The organism is Flavobacterium plurextorum, from assembly GCF_002217395.1.
GTDB classification, from domain to species: Bacteria; Bacteroidota; Bacteroidia; order Flavobacteriales; family Flavobacteriaceae; genus Flavobacterium; species Flavobacterium plurextorum.
Window position 1 is genome coordinate 1 of sequence record NZ_MUHD01000058.1, and the last position, 18,789, is coordinate 18,789.

Sequence of the window (18,789 nt, forward strand, 5' to 3'; positions counted from 1 at the left end):
CAATACCCCATAAAAAAATAGGGTCAAGTGTTTAATTTTTATTAAATTTTCATTTTGACCCCTTTAATTTTAGATCTATTTCTTAAAATATACTTAAAATTTACAATTTGTTAATCGTTGGAGTATGATTTGTGCTTTTTGTGAGTTTTGTTAACTAAAAAACGTGAGAATAGTTTTCTTTTTAAGAGTAACGATGCGTAAATAATTGAAAAATAAAGAAAAAAGGTTTTATTTGTAAATAAAAAAGGCATCAGATGAATTTTTCAAATGATGCCTTTTTGGGTAGAAAGTATAGGTTTATTTCTGATTGAATTTTGTCTTAAATTTATCGTTTAATTTGGTTTGGAAAGTTTCTAAAATAATAGTTCTTCCTTGAATAAAAGCACTCGTTAATTTATTTGTTCTCATATCCAATGCATCACCTTCAGAGATAAATAAAGTGGCATCTTTACCTGTTTCCAATGTTCCGCAGCTAGTATCAATACCTAATAATTTTGCCGTATTTGAAGTTATCAGTTGTACAGCCTTTTCTTTATCTAAACCAAAAGCGGCGCAAGTTCCTGCTAAAAACGGAAGATTTCTAACGCTCATACGTTCATGATCACCACTGTTTTCTAATCCAACCACGATACCTTTATCTGTTAAGATTTTGGCCATTTTATATGGTAAGTTTACATCTTGATCATCGCTTGTAGGCATATCATGTACACGTCTTAATAAAACGCCCACATTGTATTTTTGCAATACATCAGCTGCTTTGTAAGCCTCAAATCCTCCAACAATAACAATCTTTTTAATTTGATTATTGACTGCTAATTGAATGGCATCTACAATTTGCTTTTCTTCATCAGCATGAATATAAAGGGTTTGCGATCCATCAAAAAGCCCTTTTGTGGCTTCAAGAACAATATTTCTTTCTTTATTAGAACCTTGATTGTAGGCTTTAGCATTTATTAAAAATGCATTTATTTCTTCTGATTGTTTCGGGTAATCTTTATTTGCTTCAATTAATCCAGGCTCAAACCATGATCCAGATTTTTTAAAACTGGATGGAAAATTAAGATGAATTCCGTCATTTTCTTTTACAATAGCATCCTGCCAGCTCCACGCATCTAATTGAACAACAGAAGAAGTTCCTGAAATTCGACCGCCTCTTGGTGTAACTTGAGCAATTAAAATACCATTTGGACGAACAGTTTCAACAACTTTAGATTCAGAATTATAAGCAATAATACTTCTCACATTCGGATTAAAACTTCCTATTTCTTCTTCATCGTCTGATGATTTTACAGCATCAATTTCAACTAATCCTAAAGTAGTGTTTGGAGCAATAAATCCTGGGTAAACGTGTTTTCCACTGGCGTCGATAGTAGTATCATAGGCGTTGGCAGCTAATCTAATAGTTGTTGCATCTGCAACTAATGTTATTTTTCCGTCTTTAAACCCAATAGCACTGTTTTGAATCACTGTACCGTTGCCTAAATGTGCAGTGGCATTTAAAATCAAAACCGATTTGGTTTGTTTTGGTGCCGGAATTTGCTGTGCGTATATTGAAACAGAAGCAAAAAATACAGGCAGCAGTTTATAAATATATTGATGTATCATGTTGTCTTTTTTTATTATTTTGAAATTTTTAAAAGCTTTATAACTGTTCTAAAGTGTCACAGTGATATTCTTTTTTTTCTTTTCGAGTTGGCTGCTGTGTACTGTTTCCTTTGTTTTTTTCCTGCAGCATTTGTCCAATTAATTCATTTCTTTCTTTCGTAATTGCCAATTGTTTTTGCGCATCTTTTTCAAGATCAAAATAAACAACTCCTTCAATGATTGTTTTTTCTGCTTTAGCATAAATAGATAATGGATTTTCACTCCATAATACAACATCTGCATCTTTACCCACTTTTAAACTTCCTACTTTATCATCGATGTGTAATAATTTAGCAGGATTTAGAGTTACAAACTTCCAAGCTTCTTCTTCAGAAATATTACCATATTTAACTGCTTTTGCAGCTTCTTGATTCAATCTTCGCGACATTTCGGCATCATCTGAGTTGTAAGCAACTACTAATCCTTCATTGTGCATAATTGGTCCGTTAAACGGAATGGCATCATTTACTTCAAATTTATAAGCCCACCAATCAGAGAAAGTCGAAGCACCAACACCGTGTTCCTTCATTTTATCTGCTACTTTGTAACCTTCAAGAATATGGGTAAATGTATTTACCTTGAAATTAAATTTTTCGGTAACATTCATTAACATTAAAATTTCAGATTCTACATAAGAGTGACAGGTAATAAAACGTTCTTTATTTAATATTTCTGCGATCGTTTGTAATTCTAAATCAACTCTTGGCGCTTTTCCTTTTTTAGAACCGGTATTGAATTTTTTCCAGTTTTCATCGTATTCTTTTGCAAGCTGAAAATAATCAGTAAAAACTTGTTCAACTCCCATTCTGGTTTGTGGAAAACGAGTAGGATTATCAATTCCCCAATTGGCTTGTTTTACATTTTCTCCCAAGGCAAATTTGATGAACTTAGGCTGATTTTTATATAACATTTCGTCTGGAGAAGAACCCCATTTCCATTTTACAATTGCAGAACGACCTCCAATTGGGTTTGCTGATCCGTGTAATAATTGTGAAATAGTTACACCTCCTGCAAGATCTCTATAAATATTAATGTCTTCAGAGTTTACAACATCTTGAATAGTAACTTCGGCAGTCGAATTATGTCCGCTCTCATTTACACCTTTTGAAATTGCAATATGTGAGTGCTCGTCGATAATACCACTTGTAATATGTTTGCCTTTTGCATCAATAATAGTTGCAGAAGCATCAGAGATATTTTTGCCGACAGCGGCGATTTTTCCGTTTTTTATAAGAACATCAGTTTCCGTTAGAATTCCGTCTTTTTCATTCGTCCAAACAGTAGCATTTTTAAACAATAAAGTTTGTGCAGTTTGTTTTTTAGAATCTCCAAAAGCAATATTAGGATACGTTACAGGGATGATAGTATTAGGCTTTTCTACTTTAGCAGAATCTTTTACAGCAACAAACGGACTTGTTTTTACTGCATTCCAAACCAATTCATCTCCATTAGATAAAACCGCTTTTCCAGATAAACTTTCAGGTTTTTCAATAAGTCCTGTTAAACGAGTAAAAGTTGATTTAGTAGAATCTGCAGGTTTAATAACTAGAGAAATCCAGTTTTTAGAAAAGGCAAAAGTTGTTTTTAGCTTTTTAGCGTCAACGGTTGTTATTTCAGATTTTGGAGTATCCGCAGTTCCGTTAATTTTCCATTTATAAATGTCTTTTCCAATAGTTAAATCATAATTACCGCGAATATCTTTTGCGTTAATGTCCGTTACTATAAATTTATTTCCTTGAACCCAGTTTTCAAATAAGACTGTTTTTTCGTCAAAAACTTCTCCCGAAGTAATAATGAAATTGGCATAACTTCCTGTTTTTAAGCTTCCAACTTCATTGCTTTTTCCTAAAATTGCAGCAGGAATTGTAGTAAGTGCTTCTAATGCTTTTGTTTTATCAAAACCATATTTAATTGCTTTTAAAAGATTAGGTTTAAAATCTTCAACTTTTTTTAGTTTATCTGTAGTCAAGGCAAAAACAATTCCATTGTCCGAAAGTACTTTTAAGTTCGTTGGTGCTTGATTCCAAAAACGCATATCAGCCAATTCAATTTGATTGGATAAATAAGGATTTGTAACATCATAAGCCTCTGGAAAACTTATCGGAATAATGAATTTGGCATTTGTATTTTTGATTTCTTCTATTCTTTCAAATTCATTACCACTTCCTTTTAAAACATAGTTTAAACCAAATTCTTTGGCAATTTTTGCTGCTCTTAAACTGTTTAGTTTATCTTCTGAAGCAAAAATCTGGACTAGTTTTTCATTGTTCGCTAATGCTTCTAAAGACAAATCTTTGGTTTCAGAATTTCCTTTTTTGTACCAATCTAGATCTAAATACATCTGACGCAACAATGCCATCATTCCCATAAGTGAGCTTGGATACGCTTGGTTGGTTAGTGCACTTCTCGTAAAGGCAAAATGGTTGGTCAGTTTGTTGGCAATAATTTGTTTGCTGTTATCAGTATTGTTTAAAGCAACCAAAGCGCCAGTTCCTTGAGCAACTCCATCAGGAATATGAGTTCCAACAACACCAAAACCAGCTTTTAATAATTCTTCGGCTTTAGGCTGGTCGTATTTAAACGTTTCATAGGTATTTACTTCCGGAAGTATACTTTCGTTCCAGTAATAACCAGTCTTTTTTGTATCATATAATGGGTTACGATCACGTCCTCTGGCTAAGTTGGGTTTAGGTTTTTCAACTCCAAAAGAGGTATAAATATCAATAAAGGAAGGATAAATTGTTTTTCCTGTAAGATCAATTGTAATACTGTTTTTAGGAATGGAAATCGTATTTCCAACGGCAACAACTTTCCCATCTTGGATGAGCAGGCTGGCTTTTTCAATTTTTTGCGTTGGAGTTACATAAATCGTTGCATTGGTAAATACAGTGTAATTTTTAATTTTGTTATGAACACTTTCATTAACGGGAAAATAATCTTGCGCATGTGTTTTTGTTAAAAAGATGCTCAAAAAGAGTAGTAGTAAAGCTTTTTTCATGGATAATTGGGCTAATTTTTCATAAAAATAACAATTATTAGTATTTAAGCAAGCGTAAAATTTAAAAAGTGTTTTTTTATTGAAGTAAAGCTATGAAAAGGAAGAATTGATAGGTTTTGTATGGTGATTTATGGAATCTTGTGGTTTCTAATTGCTTTTTTTGATAATGCAGCCTTTTTTATTTTGAGTTGTATAAAATGAATAAGTTCTAGTGTAAAAAAAGAAGTTTTTTTGAAGTGAAAAATAGTGTTCTCTTTCCTGAAATTAGTAACGGGTTTAGGTAAAATTGAAGTCTTAAATTTAATGTAGTAAAATATTTACAAATAATAAAGAATTTCCATTTAAATTAAATACTTTTACTTTTCATTAAAGATATTATGCTAGTAAAAGTTTATGGAAGTGCTGTTTTTGGAGTTGAAGCTACAACCATTACCATCGAAGTGCACATGGACAAGGGTATTGGTTATCATTTAGTTGGTCTTCCTGATAATGCAATTAAAGAAAGCAGTTTTAGAATTGCTGCCGCACTTAAAAACAACGGATTAAGTCTGCCCGGAAAAAGAATAACAATAAACATGGCTCCCGCCGATCTTCGTAAAGAAGGTTCCGCGTATGATTTACCGCTTGCAATGGGAATTTTGGTTGGTTCAGATCAAATAAAAGCACCAGAAATTGAACGATATATTATTATGGGTGAACTTTCTCTTGATGGAAGTTTGCAGCCTATTCGAGGTGCTTTGCCTATTGCTATAAAAGCAAAAGAGGAAGGATATAAAGGCTTTTTTCTGCCGATTCAGAACGTAAAAGAAGCGGCAATTGTTACCGGTTTAAATGTTTACGGTGTTTCTAATCTACAAGAAATAATTGATTTTTTCGCAGGAAAAGGAGCTCTCGAACCAACCGTGATAGATACTCGCGCCGAATTTCACAAAACACTAGATTTTCCTGAATTTGATTTCTCTGATGTCCGTGGGCAGGAAAGTATAAAACGCTGCATGGAAATAGCTGCAGCAGGCGGACATAATATTATTTTAATTGGACCTCCGGGTGCAGGAAAAACGATGCTTGCAAAACGTGTTCCGAGTATTTTACCACCAATGACGCTGCGTGAAGCTCTTGAAACAACTAAAATTCACAGCGTTGCGGGAAAGCTGAAAGAAGTAGGTCTGATGAATCAACGGCCTTTTAGAAGTCCGCATCACACTATTTCAAATGTGGCGCTGGTTGGCGGAGGAAGTTATCCGCAGCCGGGAGAAATTTCGATGGCACATAACGGAGTCTTGTTTTTAGATGAATTACCAGAGTTTAAACGCGATGTTTTAGAAGTAATGCGTCAGCCTTTAGAAGATCGTGAAGTAACAATTTCAAGAGCAAAATTCACAGTAACGTACCCATCGTCATTTATGCTTGTGGCGAGTATGAATCCAAGTCCGAGTGGTTTTTTTAATGATCCAAGCATGCCGAATACTTCATCGCCGCACGAAATGCAGCGTTATATGAGTAAAATTTCTGGTCCGCTTTTAGATCGAATCGATATTCACATTGAAGTTACACCAGTTCCATTTGATAAATTAGCTGACGATCGAAAAGCAGAAAGCAGTGTTGAAATTCGCAAGCGTGTTACAGCAGCACGTGAAATTCAGACCAAACGTTTTGAAAACGTAGAAAATATTCATTACAATGCACAAATGAGCAGTAAGCTCATTCGGGAGTTTTGTGCTTTAGACGAACAATCTAAAGTGCTTTTAAAAACAGCTATGGAACGATTAAATCTTTCTGCAAGAGCTTACGATAGAATTTTGAAAGTAGCCCGCACAATTTCCGATTTAGATAATTCAGAAAATATAATTTCGCAGCATATCGCCGAGGCAATTCAATATCGAAGTTTGGATAGAGAAGGATGGCTGGGATGATTTTAGATTTCACGTTTTAGATTGTAATAGTTTGGATGAAAATTTTGGCAAAGGTTCTATAATCTTGTCAATTCTGAGGAACGAGAAATCGCATTAGAAAATCGACAACAGCGCGTGCTCAGCGTTTGTGATTTCTCGTTTCTCGAAATGACAAACTTTAGTATAATTCAATAAAATCCTCAATATGTATTTCCTCCAAAAAAACAGCATCGTGCGAAACCACAATTAATGTTCCTTTGTATTCATTTATTGCTGCTGTCAAAATTTCGATATTTTGAATGTCGAGATTGTTTGTAGGTTCATCCAAAATAATAATATCCGGAGCTTGATTATTAATCGTTAAACAGCAAAGCATCAACCGCATTTTTTCTCCTCCGCTTAAAGCCGAGCTGGATTTATTCCAATCATTTTGTAAAAATAAAAACTTGTTCAGTTTCATTTTTATATCATGTTCCTGTAACCCCGAAACATTAAATTTTTGAGCCTGTTCGTAAACCGAAATTCCATTTTCAATAAGCGAATAATCCTGATCTATATAGATAATTTTCGAATCGGCTTTGTAAATTGTTCCTGTTTTGGGATACAATTCACCCATTATTATTTTAATCAAAGTTGTTTTTCCTGAACCATTTAAACCTTTCAGCGCCACACGCTGACCACTTAGAATTTCGAAACTAAGGAGTTCCGTCCAAAGCAAATGATCTTTGTAACGGTGGTTAATAGCAGTTGCTGAAAAAAGTGTTTTTCCTTTATGTAAGTCTGTTTTGTCAAAGCCAAATTTCATTTGATCAATATCAGGTACAGACGATCGCAATTCTTGTAATTCTTTTGTTATTCCACCAATCTTTTCAGCATGAACATCTTTTGTTTTAGCGGTACTGTTTTCGGCGTTGTTGCGTAAAGTATTCATCATAATTCGAGAAACTCCAGCTTTCTTTTGCTTCTTTTCACCGCGGGAATCTAGTTTGTTTTGACGCTCGAGAGTTTCACGTTCTTTCTCTTTTGCTTTACGTAAAGCTTTTTCCTTATTATGAATATCTTGATTTAAAGCATTGTTTTCAATACGTTTTTGTTCCGTATAAAAATCGTAGTTACCACCATAAATCGTAATTCCGTATTTTGATAATTCGTAAACCGAATTCAATAAATTAAGCAGTTTTCGATCGTGACTCACAACAATCAAAGTTGAAGAAGTGTTTTTGAGAAAAGTGTATAACAATTCTCTTCCTGAAACATCCAGATGATTACTTGGTTCATCAAGTAACACAAGTTCAGGCTGATGAATTGAAATTCCGGCTAGAAACACTTTTGTTTTTTGACCGCCGCTCAGCGTTTCTAATTTCTGATTCCAATTTAAATCCTGCAATTGCCAATATTGCAATGCTTCAGTACAGCGATCTTCAATTGTCCAGTCGTCGTTTAAAGTGTTCAGGTTTTCTTCGGAAACATTTCCGTTTAGAATTTCCTGAAGCGCACTCAATTTATCTTCAACCTGCAAAGCCTGAGCAATAGTAAGATGATTAAACTGTCCGAATATTTGTGGCAGATAATAAGGCTTAGAATCGGTTTTTAATATTCCGTCAGCAGGCTGTAATTCACCTGCAATAATTTTTAATAATGTCGATTTTCCAACGCCGTTACTGCCTATTAAAGCAATCTTTTCGCGAGGATTAACTGTAAAAGTGATTTTATCAAACAGCAAATCTTTGTTTGAATGCAGATATGAGATATTTTGTAAAATAACCATAATTTCTTTCTTTAAGGAATAAACAAATGAGCAAGCCTTTTTACGGCTTACCTTAAAATTGTCCGAAAGAAATTTTTAATCACATAGAGTTTGTGCGGTTTATTAAGTGTGGCAAAGATATAAAAAATATTTTTTAAGATTTGAATTCCAGATTATTCAAATTTTAAATTGGCATTTTTAGACATTAAATAGGAGGTAAGTTTTTTAATTTTTCCATTTTCCATTTCAAAAACATCACAAAAAACAGCATCTAGTTTGTTACCATTTTTCATGTTTCCTTGAACGGCACCTTCGGCAATCACGATGTTGCTTTCTTCGATTAATTTTATAATCTGAATTGTTGGACTCCCTATAAAATTGTCATTTTCAATTTCTTTGTCAAAAGCTTTTTTACCAACATGCTGATATATTCCAGGCATTTCCCAAACCACATCATCAGTAAGACAGGCAAGAATTCTTTGATGGTCGCTTACCATAAAAGCGGCCATATATTCGTTTACGGTTTGTTTATTTGGTGTCATAATTCGTAAAGTGATAAATGAATAGAAGTCTAAATTTACAACTTTTTAGAAATATTCCAGAAACTCATTTTTCTTCGTGTAACAAAGCCTAATTTTTCGTAGAGTTTTATCGCTCCAAGATTACTTTCAACAACGTGTAAAAATGGAATTTTGTCTTCATCAAAAATGTTGTTTACAACGTGCGAAGTTAATTGTTTGGCGTAACCTTTTCCAGTATGATCTGGATGTGTTACAATCGCGCTGACTTCGGTAAAGTTGTTCATTTTCATTCTTTCGCCGGCAATTGATACTAATTTTCCATTGCAGAAAATTCCGTAATAACTGCCTAACAAAAATGTATTGATTTTAAAATATCCGGGTTGAACCAAATTTACCAATTCAAATAATTCTTCTTTATGTTCTTCTGTGAGTTTGATGATTTCATTATCGAAAGCTGTTTGAACTTTTTCACGAACAATCATTTGAAGACAAACTAGTTCTTTTGCGATTTTTAAAGTGTCAGTGATTTTAGGTTCTTCACCAACTATAAAGAAGTTTTCTGATAATGCAGCGTATTTTTCGGTTGATTTTGAAGTACTCTGAAGTTCTGAAAATCCGCCAAACGGACAATAATCAGGATTGTAAAACTTGGTTCCGTTATAATCTAAAGCAAATTTTTGATGACTTTCGGTTAATGAATTCCAAACAGGATTGTCTAATTTACTTTCGTCAGTAATTTTCATTTTTTATTATTTGGTTTGAGGATAAAAGAATTTAAAAGAATTTGAAACGGCAGGATGTAAAATTGTACCGTGATTCTCCTCTGGGAAATAATCAAAATAGACTTTTATGTTTTTGCTTTGAGATGCTTTTATTTTTTCAGCCAATACATTAGCGTCAACTTCCATAACACGTGGAATTTCTGTAGGCGTAAGTCCTTCTTTGCCAACTGCGATATAAATTTCTGTTTTCTGTTTGAAATTTTCTTGAAGAATTTCTGGATTCTGATTTAAAATAGAACCATTATTCCACCATAAGCTCGGACTTACTATTACATATTTATTGAATAGTAATGGTTTTTTGAATAAGATTTCTGTTTCTAGTAATCCTCCTAGAGATTGTCCGATAATGGTTTTTGAATTGTTGGTTTTGTATTTTTTATCAATAAAAGGCTGTAATTCTTTTTCGATAAAGGCGATAAATTTATCGGAATGTCCCGTTGTTGGAAATCGGTTTTTATCATTTTGAACCGTTGTAGGAAAAGTAAAATCTCTTCGTCGATCTACGGTTGCAATACCTACTACAATTGATTTGGGAACTTGATTAATCCATTCAAAACTATTAAACTGCACCAAACCAGAGATATGAATAAAATCTTCATTTGCAGAACCATCCAATAAATAAATTACGGGATATTTTGTAGTGTCTTTTGCAGTGTAGCCTTCAGGAAGATAAATGTTTAAAATTCGATTTTCGCCTAATTCTTTCGATTGTATTTCATCAATAACACCAAGTACAAATGGTTTACTAGAATCTGAAGTTTTTGATTTATTATTCTGGCTGAAAATAGATATTGAGAAAAGGAATAACAGGATTGAAGTAGAAAAATTGTTCATTGTTTAATGGAAATAGTATAAAGACGAAAGTTACAATTTTATTTTTTGAAGCTTTGATCTTTATACTACTTTAATGACTTTTTTTATTTTTTGGCAAAAATTTCGTCTAAACCTTCAAGAGCAATTGTGAAACCTTCTTTAAAGCCCATTTCGATAATCTTTTCTAAATCAGATAATTTGTCATGTTTAATTGCAATATCAACGATTGTTGAATTTCCTTGCTCAGAAAAGTTAACATTCCAGTCAGAACGTGGAAAATCTGAGTTTAAGTTTCCTTCGTTATCGCTAAAAGCATCTAAATATTTAAAATTAGTTTTAGGCGTTATTGATGTAAAATCGGCTATAGCCCAATGTTCTTCACCTTCAGGTCCTACCATAGCATAAAGTCTGCGGCCGCCTTCTTTAAATTCCATACTTTTTGTTCTGGCTTTCCAAGGAGCTGGCGCCCACCATTGATCTAGGATTTCAGGTTCTGTCCATGCCGACCACACATTTGCTAAAGAAGCATTAAATTCACGTTTTACATTTACCGTACTATTTTCTTTGTCTACAGTAAAATTCATTAATAGATTAGATTTCATTTTCTTTTAATTTTAGATTTATTACTATTTTTATTGACTTTGTTTTTATTTTTGTGCTTCAAAGATTTTGTCTAAACTTTGCATAGTGGCTGTAATTCCTTCTTTGAAACCCATTTCGATTATTTTTTCCAATTCTTCCAAACTATCTCGTTTAATTGCAATATCAACAACCGTTAGATTGCCATTTTCAGAAAACGTCAAATCCCAATATGAGCTTCCAAAAGCTGAATTTGGATTTCCATCAGCATCACAAAAAGTATAAGAATATTTAAAGTTTGTTTTTGGAGAAATAGACGTGTAATCAAAAGAACTCCAGCGTTCTTCGCCTTCCAGACCAACCATAGCATACAGTCTTCGTCCGCCTTCTTTAAAATCCATACTTTTTGTTTTCGATTTAAAGGGAGCCGGCGCCCACCATTGATCTAGAATTTCGGATTCAGTCCATGCCGACCAAACATTTGATAAAGGAGCATTAAATTCACGTTTTATGTTTACCGTTTTATTTTCTTTATCTACAGTAAAACTCATTGCTAAATTAGATTCCATTTTCTTTAGATTTTAAGTTCATTAATACTTGATCTAATTGACTGAAACGGCTTTCCCATATTTGTTTAAATTGCTCCAGCCATTGATCAATTTCTTTCATTTTGTCAATTTTGAGTTGATAATAGATTTCTCTTCCCATCTTAGTTTCATTCAACAATTCACATTCATTAAGAATTTTAATGTGTTTAGAAACAGCCTGTCTTGTCGTATTAAATTGTTCCGCAATTGCATTAGGCGTTAATGCATTAGAAGCAATTAAAACCAGAATTGCTCTTCGGGTTGGGTCAGCAATGGCTTGAAAAATATCTCGTTTCATCTTTTAATTATTTAAATAAGCAACTAATCAGTTGCAAATATACGCAACTTTTTGGTTGCGCAATATAAATTTTGATTTTTTTTATATAATAACTGCAAAATGCAATGAAAGGAAGAGAAGAATGTGATGAAAAGTTATGCTGTAAAACAAGCAGAGGCTCACTGTATTAAGTGAACCTCTGTTTAAATTTAAATGTGATATTTTTTTAAATCTATAAAATTATTCTTGCTGAATCCATTTGTATTTTCCGTTTTCCAAATAAATTATTCCACCGCCGCAGCTTTCTTCGGCGTGAATAAATATTCCGTCATTTAGCAGTTTTATTTTGTCTTCTTCTTTTATTTCTTCATCTGCAAGTATATCGCCATTTTCGCCTACATTGTCCCAGTATAATTCATTTTTAGGTGCTTTTTCAAATATTCCAGTCCAGTCGATCTCATCAAAACCTTGGTCTAAAACATCATTTCCCATACCAAAATAATCAGTTTTATTTCCGTTTCCAAAAATAATTCTCAAACCGCTTTTTCTATTTTTTGTACTCCTTACAATTTCAACAGTTTCATTTAGTCCATCTCCATCAAGATCACATAAAATTTTATTTGTCTTATGTTTTGTCGATAATACGATTGTATCTGCGCTAGTTTTATTTACTGTTTTTTCTGTATTTTTAGTTTCACTCTTTTTTTCAGCCGTAACATTATTTACTTCTTGTTTTTCTTCTTTTTTACAGGAGATAAAAAGGAGTGTCATAATAACTAAGATTCTAATTTTCATGCTTGAGTTTTACTATTAAATGTTTGGTGGATATTCGTTTTGAAATATATAAAATCGTGGTATTATCAGCTCATAAAAATGGCAGCAGCAAAAGGATTGTCAATAAGCCATAACCAAATGCCATTTTCATTTTTAATCATCATGCAGCTTGTAGCGCCATCCATTTCAATCGGATTTCCGTCAGGCAAAGTTGCCTTCATCGACCATTTATCAATCCAAATAGCGTGATTGCCTACAATTGTTGCTTTATGATTACTGCCTTTTATTTTGGGTTTCCAAGTGCACAAATGCTGCATGGCTTTTTCGATATTATCTAAGCCTTTTATTTCTTGTCCATCTCGATCAATGTAAACAGCATCATTGGCAAAACAGCTTAGTGTTCCCTGCAAATCGCCAACAGCAATGCAATGGCGAAAATAGTTTACGGCACCAATAGGAGTTGTTCTATCAAATTTTTCGATCATGATGATATTTTTTTTAAAGTATTAGATGATATAGTTTCTTAAAAAGTATTATTATCTGAATTTATTTCGAACAATAATATCTTTAATTTTTGCTTTCAAATCTTCGCCGGTATCATAAACCATTTGTTCGTTGTTAGGAAAAGGAACCGCGCGTTTTGTAAAATAACTAATGTAGTTATCGTCGCAGGCATTTCTGTCACCTTTGTAAGTCGAATAAATATTCTCAAAGAAATATTCGCTGGTGACAGGAAATGACTGAAGTAATTGATTTGTTCTTACATCAACATAATCTACAACTGCAGTAACTTGACAAGACTTAAACTGTCTAAATTCATAAACATTTGCACGAAGCATTCTGTAATTATCCACTTTTATTTCCTTGCCCAGACTGTCTTTAACAGGTCTTCCTCGGCTGTCTAAAAGTGTTTTCATGCCATCTTTAATCTGTCTTTCTTTGATAAATTCTTTCTCCTTCATTTGTTCTGGAGAAATATTTATTTGTCTAAAATTGATTATTAAGCTGTAATCGTAAGTAACATTTTTTTGTCGGGCGCTGTGGTAAACCGTCCATTTATCATTTAATCCGTACGTTTTAAAATCCAATAAATCGTCTTGAAGCATTTTTGGAATCACCATATTGGTTTGATTTTTAGCATAAACATCTACAAAATCAGTTCCTTTAAACTGTGCATCGTCTATTAGTTTTTTAGAATTCTTATAGTTTGGACTAATCTTTTCTAAATACGTTAAATCGTCATAGGCTTTTCTAAAATCAAGTTTATTGCTTGATTTTAAAAGAGTCAAAGCATTTTCGTATAAATATCTGGTGAGGGCAATTTTACTGCTTATAATTTGGTTTGAATAGTTATCAAAGTTAAAAGAAGCATTTTTTCCCTGTTTTAATAGTGGCAGAGGCAATAATGGTCTTATTTTTTCCTGGCGGTTATTCAATTGTAAATAGGTGTTGTAAACACGTTCAGCATTTGTAGGAGTAGCTTCTTTAATCATTAAATCAAGATCACGAAGATCTCTTTCTTTTGCTTTTGCAAATGCTTCTTCCAGTAAATACACATAATCCTGTTTTCCTTTTGAATCTTTTTTAGTTCTCAAAGCTTCAACTGCACGATCAATAGCACCGTCATAATTACCATCGCTTATTAAAGCCTGAGTTGTTTTTACGCCGCACGATGAGAGAATCAGAAAGAATATAGAAAATAGTAAAGTAGTTTTTTGCATAGTATTTTTTTGAAAGTGTAAATATATTTCATTTAATTTTCAACAACCATGCCTTTTTTTAATTTATTTTAAGGAGCAGAAATTTATGTTTTCAAAAGAACCTTTAGTCCCGCTTTCGCCTTTATCTCTTCGAGGATATCGGCTTTATCGGGGCTGGATTAGAACGTTTAGTTTTTCATAAATCTTATTTTGTCAGCAGTTTTTTAATCAAAACAATCTGTCCTAAATGGTAATAACTATGCTCAATCATAGCATCGATATTTCTTCTGTAAGTTCCGTACTTTTCATCAGCAAAAAACTGGTCTAATTTTTCATCAGACATTTGTTCGACAAAAGAGGCAAATTCTTCAGAAGAACTCCAAAATTTCTCTAGAAAAAATTCCCAGTCTTCAGTAGAAGAAATAAGGGGAAAGTCAAAACTGAATTTATCTTTTATGTCTAGCGTTCCACCTTTAAAAACAGTATTAATTCCGTCAATATAATAATGTATATGCTGTGCCAGAATTGCTATTGTATTTAAGTTCTGAATAGGAGTAACGGCAGTTTTCCAATCTAGATTTTCGAGCTGATCTTTGTAATTGGTATTTGCAACCCAAGTTCCGTTAAGGATAATTTCTCTAAAACGATTGGCAATTTCTAATGCATTTTTCATATTTAAATAATTTAAAAGTTGTTATTCTTTTATGGCATATTATTCTCATTAGTGCTATAGAAAATGTTTGTTGTTTTGCAAGAAATAGTAAGTATTGCTCAATGGAGTAAAAGTTTAATTTTCATATTGGCTTAGATAAAATTTAAAAAGGGAATATAAAAAAAATACGTACAAAAAAACTCTTGTTTTATTGGTTATTGAGCATTTTGTTTATTCTCGATATCATTTCCATTATGTTCAATTTTGAGTATCCAGAAAGCAAATTTTGAATATTCAATTTCAATAAAATCATCAATATTTATTAGGGAATAGGTTTTTTTTGTAACCTGATATTTAGGGATATCTTTCGAATCAAATACAATAAAATAATTACTACTTTTTTTTAAGGTATAATATTTATCAATCACCTTAAAAGTGTTTACAATCTTAATTTGTGCTGCGAGGTCGTTTCTTGTTACTTTTAATCTTTTTAAGGAAAGTACTAACACGACGAGGGCTATGAGAATAATAACAAAAACGAAGGTATTGAATATCGAAAACAAAGTGTCTGAATCACTTAATCCCCAAGACCAAAGTGCAATAAATGAAAGAAATACAAATATGAAGACTTTCGTTTTTTTTACTTTTCTTTTTATGGTTTGGATGTCTTTATCGGTTATTCGAGTTTCTGTTCGGTTCATTTTATAAGGAATGGTCATTAGACTAAAGCTTCGCAGTGCTTAATTATTGGTCTAGTTAAGCTTGAGTCAATAGAAATATATTTATTTAGATTTCCTATTCTTTACCTGATACACAATTTCCCAAAAAATAATAGATAAAAGAGCATTTGTAAATATGGCTGTTTTAACTAAGTAAGGATCGTAATTTGAAAGTAAATGTAAATTGGCAAACTGCACCGCTAAAAACAATGCTAAGGAAGCAATTGCAATAGAACAAATCACGTTTAACAGCGGTTTCCATTTTAATCCTAAAAAAGCATAAATGATATTTAAAACAGCAAAACCACAACCCATAGTTATATAAGGATCGGTTTTTAATATTTCGCCAAGTGATAGAAAAAAATGAGTCGAGGTAAGGTATAAAAAGAATAAAATTGAATAAAGCAGGATTCGTATTTGTAGTTTCATTTTTGTTGTTTTTTATCGGGTAAAATTAATCATTTAAAATGAAGCTTTGATTAGGATTTTATTGTAAAAGTGCTTCTATTTTGGTTTCAGATTTTTCTTTTAGCGGACTGTCTGAATACAAACTCCAAATAACTAGAAATTTTCCTTTTGCGAGATATTCTTCTGGATGTTCTTTAGTTGGCTGACCATCTTTTCCCCATAATAATCCTTGCAGAAAACGGTCGCCTTTAAAAACGTGTTCAAATTCAAAATACATTATAGAACCGTGGTCTGTTTTACTTTTAAAACTCTGAATAGCTTTACTTTTTATAGTTCCAACAATATTGCTGTAGGTTTCAATGTCGTTGTAAAAAGTACAAGCCTGAGGTGTTACACAAATATTACCGTCGCTTAAAGTATAGGTTTTTGGAAATTCTTTTGGTTTTAATTTTAAATCTGTGAGGATTTGACTGAATATATTGGTTGTAAATAGTAGAAGCAAGGTTGATAGGGGGATTGTGAATTTCATTGATTTGGAGATTATTTAAAACTATTGAGAGTAATTTTAGAAATTATTATTTTGTTCAATTTTATAAATTTATCATTTGCCAGAATTTCTAGACCTTCTTTATTTCCAAACTCTGTAAAAAACCAATTTTTCCCTTCGTCTATAGATGTTGCCAAAATGTTCCAAATCAATTTTTGATTCTGATTGTCAGCTTTTACATCAAGTTCCCATTTCATCAAACATTCTAGTTGCTGATTATGATTGATTATTTGAGATGTAACAATAGGCTTTCCTTTTAAATAGGCAAGGTTTATTTTGCTTTGCAGAAAATCATCCTGTAATTTCTGACCAGCCTCATTATAGTTTTGTCCTTTTAGCGAAAACGGATGCAGTGAAAATGCGAATTTTTTATAATTTTTATTTACTAAATCTGATATTTTGTTATTAGCTTGATTTATTACTTGAATATTCAAGTTTTTATCTGATAAAGTAATGTCTTTTTGCGGCTTAAAGTTTTGAGAAATTAATCCTTTGACTACCGTAGATATCGTATCTAAATTTGAAGTTTTATTCTCTTCTTTTGGAAAAAAGTAAGTTGACTTTTTTTCAAGTTCATTGTAAACCAATACCGAATGAGTGTTTTTAAAATTATTTCCGCTCGGTAATTTAATTAAAAACAGCGTATATTTTGTTGCGCCAATACTGTCTATGTAGATTTTATATTCACAATCTTTACTTTTTTTTTCGTACTTAATGTCGTAATTTGAGAATGATTCTTCTAAAGCAAATTTACTTTGCGCTACAACATTTGATATTGCAAAAAAAAGTAATCCTACAACTAAAATTTTTTTCATTGAATTGGTTTATTAGAGCTAAAAAGCTGTTTTACTTTTAAAACTTTGAATGGTTTTGTTTTTTACCGTTTCCACAATACTATCGTAGATTTCTATATCATTATAGTAGGGAAAATATTGATAAGGAAATCGTGATTTTCATGGATTTGATGGTTTGATTTGTTTCGTTCTATTAATTTTACTGCAGGAGTAAAATGGTTGTGTTATTCATCATCTTTGAGATACCTGCTGTCAAAATAAATCTTGTATTCCATTGTGTTTTTTTCTTTGTAAGGTTCTCCAGTTTTTTTGTCTTTCATTTCAATAAAAAAATCTTCGCTTAAAAAATCGACACAGCCATAAATATGTTTACGATCAGATTTATTGTTGGGCAATCTGTTGAGAACAAGTTTTGAAGTTCTTGTGTAAACGAGTATTTCGCTTTTTGCATCTACCTGGTCTCTACTTGTAAAATAAGAGGGATAACCCCAAAATTTGCGCAATTTTATTTCTGCGGTTTTATTTGGAAATACTTTTGCAACGAAACCGTAAACCTGAAATCTACTGCCAAAACCACCTTTAATAATAAGTGTGTCATTTTTGTAATAATGATTACACATAAAGTCTTTTTTTGTAAAATCATTTTTTAGATGATCATAAAATATAGTGTCTTCAACCATATTTTTTCCTCTATAAACCGTTCCATAAATCGAATCTATCGCATATTGTGATCCGTTGTTTGTTGTATTTATATTTTCAAGAGCCAACGCTTTTATTTTTGGGTCTAAAATTATTTTGATTGTTTTTTGAGAATAAATAAAACTTGCTGATAAGACAAAAAATAATGTGAGTAGATTTAATTTCATAGGTTTAAAGTTTGGATTGGAATTTTGGTTGTGCACAAAAAAAGCACAAAATAAAAAGATATTTGTGCTTTCATAAAATTTATTGTTGAGGAATTATTTTCCTTTCAGTAATTTTTCTAAATATTCGTTTTTGTCTTTTTCAGACTGAACCAAACGCTCGTAAAGTTTTTTATTTTCTTCATAAGATTCAATCAATTTATCTATTGGATTGAATGTTGGATGAAAGTTCATAGAAGCAGCAATCATTGTAGAATTATCACTACTACTATTGTGATATGTATTTCCAATAATATTAAATACAGCTTCGTCACTATAGTTTTTTATTGCTTCTGCCGAAACGCCTAAAACTTCAGCAATTGCATCTAGTTTTTCTTCTTCAATGGTTTCACTTCCTTCAATATTTGATACAGTTTGCTGAGTAACACCAATTGCAAAAGCAAGTGCCTCTTGTTTCATACCTCTAAGCTCTCTAATTCGGCTTATGTTTCT

Annotated in this window: 20 protein-coding genes; 1 reads left to right on the plus strand and 19 read right to left on the minus strand. The window is 32.1% G+C overall.

Annotated elements, in window-relative coordinates:
- Positions 1 to 297: 297 nt before the first annotated feature.
- Both B0A81_RS21350 and B0A81_RS21355 read right to left on the minus strand, forming a co-directional pair.
- Entirely contained in the window at positions 298 to 1,605 is a 1,308-nt protein-coding gene (locus B0A81_RS21350; protein WP_089059892.1) for an amidohydrolase family protein, read from the minus strand.
- Positions 1,606 to 1,642: 37 nt separating this feature from the next.
- The gene (locus B0A81_RS21355; protein ID WP_089059893.1) at positions 1,643 to 4,642 is read right to left on the minus strand and encodes an amidohydrolase family protein; all 3,000 of its coding nucleotides are present in this window, start codon (positions 4,640 to 4,642) and stop codon (positions 1,643 to 1,645) included.
- 377 nt (positions 4,643 to 5,019) lie between these two features.
- Between B0A81_RS21355 and B0A81_RS21360 the strand changes: the two genes are divergently transcribed.
- Complete coding sequence (locus B0A81_RS21360; RefSeq protein WP_089059894.1) at positions 5,020 to 6,555, plus strand: YifB family Mg chelatase-like AAA ATPase; 1,536 nt, start codon at positions 5,020 to 5,022, stop codon at positions 6,553 to 6,555.
- Between the two features lie 157 nt (positions 6,556 to 6,712).
- Here B0A81_RS21360 and B0A81_RS21365 read toward each other — a convergent pair whose 3' ends face one another.
- The 17 genes from B0A81_RS21365 to B0A81_RS21445 all read right to left on the minus strand — a co-directional run.
- A complete protein-coding gene (locus tag B0A81_RS21365; RefSeq protein ID WP_089059895.1) occupies positions 6,713 to 8,302 on the minus strand; it encodes an ABC-F family ATP-binding cassette domain-containing protein in 1,590 nt (529 codons plus the stop codon).
- Between the two features lie 152 nt (positions 8,303 to 8,454).
- On the minus strand, positions 8,455 to 8,823 hold the full coding sequence (locus B0A81_RS21370; RefSeq protein WP_089059896.1) for a nuclear transport factor 2 family protein: 369 nt from the start codon (positions 8,821 to 8,823) through the stop codon (positions 8,455 to 8,457).
- Between the two features lie 35 nt (positions 8,824 to 8,858).
- A complete protein-coding gene (locus tag B0A81_RS21375) occupies positions 8,859 to 9,545 on the minus strand; it encodes a GNAT family N-acetyltransferase (protein ID WP_089059897.1) in 687 nt (228 codons plus the stop codon).
- 6 nt (positions 9,546 to 9,551) lie between these two features.
- Positions 9,552 to 10,418: an alpha/beta hydrolase gene (locus B0A81_RS21380; RefSeq protein ID WP_089059898.1), complete on the minus strand. Its 867-nt coding sequence runs from the start codon at positions 10,416 to 10,418 to the stop codon at positions 9,552 to 9,554.
- 83 nt (positions 10,419 to 10,501) lie between these two features.
- Entirely contained in the window at positions 10,502 to 10,999 is a 498-nt protein-coding gene (locus B0A81_RS21385) for an SRPBCC family protein (RefSeq protein ID WP_089059899.1), read from the minus strand.
- A 45-nt stretch (positions 11,000 to 11,044) separates the two neighbouring features.
- Positions 11,045 to 11,545 (minus strand): SRPBCC family protein, encoded by a 501-nt coding sequence (locus tag B0A81_RS21390; RefSeq protein ID WP_089059900.1) that lies wholly within the window; start codon positions 11,543 to 11,545, stop codon positions 11,045 to 11,047.
- Entirely contained in the window at positions 11,535 to 11,861 is a 327-nt protein-coding gene (locus tag B0A81_RS21395) for an ArsR/SmtB family transcription factor (protein ID WP_089054615.1), read from the minus strand. Before B0A81_RS21395 ends, B0A81_RS21390 begins: the two co-directional genes overlap by 11 nt.
- A gap of 219 nt (positions 11,862 to 12,080) precedes the next feature.
- On the minus strand, positions 12,081 to 12,635 hold the full coding sequence (locus tag B0A81_RS21400) for a hypothetical protein (protein ID WP_089059901.1): 555 nt from the start codon (positions 12,633 to 12,635) through the stop codon (positions 12,081 to 12,083).
- Positions 12,636 to 12,700: 65 nt separating this feature from the next.
- Positions 12,701 to 13,099 (minus strand): YybH family protein, encoded by a 399-nt coding sequence (locus B0A81_RS21405; protein WP_089059902.1) that lies wholly within the window; start codon positions 13,097 to 13,099, stop codon positions 12,701 to 12,703.
- 51 nt (positions 13,100 to 13,150) lie between these two features.
- Positions 13,151 to 14,335 carry a hypothetical protein gene (locus B0A81_RS21410; protein ID WP_089059903.1) on the minus strand — a complete coding sequence of 395 codons (1,185 nt, stop codon included), beginning with the start codon at positions 14,333 to 14,335 and terminating at the stop codon, positions 13,151 to 13,153.
- A 184-nt stretch (positions 14,336 to 14,519) separates the two neighbouring features.
- Positions 14,520 to 14,987: a DUF1572 domain-containing protein gene (locus B0A81_RS21415; RefSeq protein WP_089059904.1), complete on the minus strand. Its 468-nt coding sequence runs from the start codon at positions 14,985 to 14,987 to the stop codon at positions 14,520 to 14,522.
- A 194-nt stretch (positions 14,988 to 15,181) separates the two neighbouring features.
- Positions 15,182 to 15,667: a hypothetical protein gene (locus B0A81_RS21420; RefSeq protein ID WP_123922222.1), complete on the minus strand. Its 486-nt coding sequence runs from the start codon at positions 15,665 to 15,667 to the stop codon at positions 15,182 to 15,184.
- Positions 15,668 to 15,748: 81 nt separating this feature from the next.
- Complete coding sequence (locus B0A81_RS21425; protein ID WP_089059906.1) at positions 15,749 to 16,114, minus strand: hypothetical protein; 366 nt, start codon at positions 16,112 to 16,114, stop codon at positions 15,749 to 15,751.
- Positions 16,115 to 16,172: 58 nt separating this feature from the next.
- Positions 16,173 to 16,622 carry a hypothetical protein gene (locus B0A81_RS21430; RefSeq protein WP_089059907.1) on the minus strand — a complete coding sequence of 150 codons (450 nt, stop codon included), beginning with the start codon at positions 16,620 to 16,622 and terminating at the stop codon, positions 16,173 to 16,175.
- A gap of 11 nt (positions 16,623 to 16,633) precedes the next feature.
- Positions 16,634 to 17,455: a hypothetical protein gene (locus B0A81_RS21435; RefSeq protein ID WP_089059908.1), complete on the minus strand. Its 822-nt coding sequence runs from the start codon at positions 17,453 to 17,455 to the stop codon at positions 16,634 to 16,636.
- 203 nt (positions 17,456 to 17,658) lie between these two features.
- Positions 17,659 to 18,300, minus strand: a complete 642-nt coding sequence (locus tag B0A81_RS21440) for a hypothetical protein (protein WP_089059909.1) — start codon at positions 18,298 to 18,300, stop codon at positions 17,659 to 17,661.
- Between the two features lie 93 nt (positions 18,301 to 18,393).
- A partial coding sequence (locus tag B0A81_RS21445; RefSeq protein WP_089059910.1) for a helix-turn-helix domain-containing protein occupies positions 18,394 to 18,789 on the minus strand: 396 nt, incomplete at its 5' end.

Bases quoted from the DNA above. Each gene is read 5' to 3' on its own strand.
- B0A81_RS21385 (WP_089059899.1), bottom strand. From the start codon at position 10,999: ATGAAATCTAATCTATTAATGAATTTTACTGTAGACAAAGAAAATAGT.
- B0A81_RS21390 (WP_089059900.1), bottom strand. From the start codon at position 11,545: ATGGAATCTAATTTAGCAATGAGTTTTACTGTAGATAAAGAAAATAAA.
- B0A81_RS21370 (WP_089059896.1), bottom strand. From the start codon at position 8,823: ATGACACCAAATAAACAAACCGTAAACGAATATATGGCCGCTTTTATG.
- B0A81_RS21375 (WP_089059897.1), bottom strand. From the start codon at position 9,545: ATGAAAATTACTGACGAAAGTAAATTAGACAATCCTGTTTGGAATTCA.
- B0A81_RS21365 (WP_089059895.1), bottom strand. From the start codon at position 8,302: ATGGTTATTTTACAAAATATCTCATATCTGCATTCAAACAAAGATTTG.
- B0A81_RS21395 (WP_089054615.1), bottom strand. From the start codon at position 11,861: ATGAAACGAGATATTTTTCAAGCCATTGCTGACCCAACCCGAAGAGCA.
- B0A81_RS21440 (WP_089059909.1), bottom strand. From the start codon at position 18,300: ATGAAATTAAATCTACTCACATTATTTTTTGTCTTATCAGCAAGTTTT.
- B0A81_RS21400 (WP_089059901.1), bottom strand. From the start codon at position 12,635: ATGAAAATTAGAATCTTAGTTATTATGACACTCCTTTTTATCTCCTGT.
- B0A81_RS21435 (WP_089059908.1), bottom strand. From the start codon at position 17,455: ATGAAAAAAATTTTAGTTGTAGGATTACTTTTTTTTGCAATATCAAAT.
- B0A81_RS21380 (WP_089059898.1), bottom strand. From the start codon at position 10,418: ATGAACAATTTTTCTACTTCAATCCTGTTATTCCTTTTCTCAATATCT.
- B0A81_RS21415 (WP_089059904.1), bottom strand. From the start codon at position 14,987: ATGAAAAATGCATTAGAAATTGCCAATCGTTTTAGAGAAATTATCCTT.
- B0A81_RS21410 (WP_089059903.1), bottom strand. From the start codon at position 14,335: ATGCAAAAAACTACTTTACTATTTTCTATATTCTTTCTGATTCTCTCA.
- B0A81_RS21355 (WP_089059893.1), bottom strand. From the start codon at position 4,642: ATGAAAAAAGCTTTACTACTACTCTTTTTGAGCATCTTTTTAACAAAA.
- B0A81_RS21425 (WP_089059906.1), bottom strand. From the start codon at position 16,114: ATGAAACTACAAATACGAATCCTGCTTTATTCAATTTTATTCTTTTTA.
- B0A81_RS21420 (WP_123922222.1), bottom strand. From the start codon at position 15,667: ATGAACCGAACAGAAACTCGAATAACCGATAAAGACATCCAAACCATA.
- B0A81_RS21350 (WP_089059892.1), bottom strand. From the start codon at position 1,605: ATGATACATCAATATATTTATAAACTGCTGCCTGTATTTTTTGCTTCT.
- B0A81_RS21430 (WP_089059907.1), bottom strand. From the start codon at position 16,622: ATGAAATTCACAATCCCCCTATCAACCTTGCTTCTACTATTTACAACC.
- B0A81_RS21405 (WP_089059902.1), bottom strand. From the start codon at position 13,099: ATGATCGAAAAATTTGATAGAACAACTCCTATTGGTGCCGTAAACTAT.
- B0A81_RS21360 (WP_089059894.1), top strand. From the start codon at position 5,020: ATGCTAGTAAAAGTTTATGGAAGTGCTGTTTTTGGAGTTGAAGCTACA.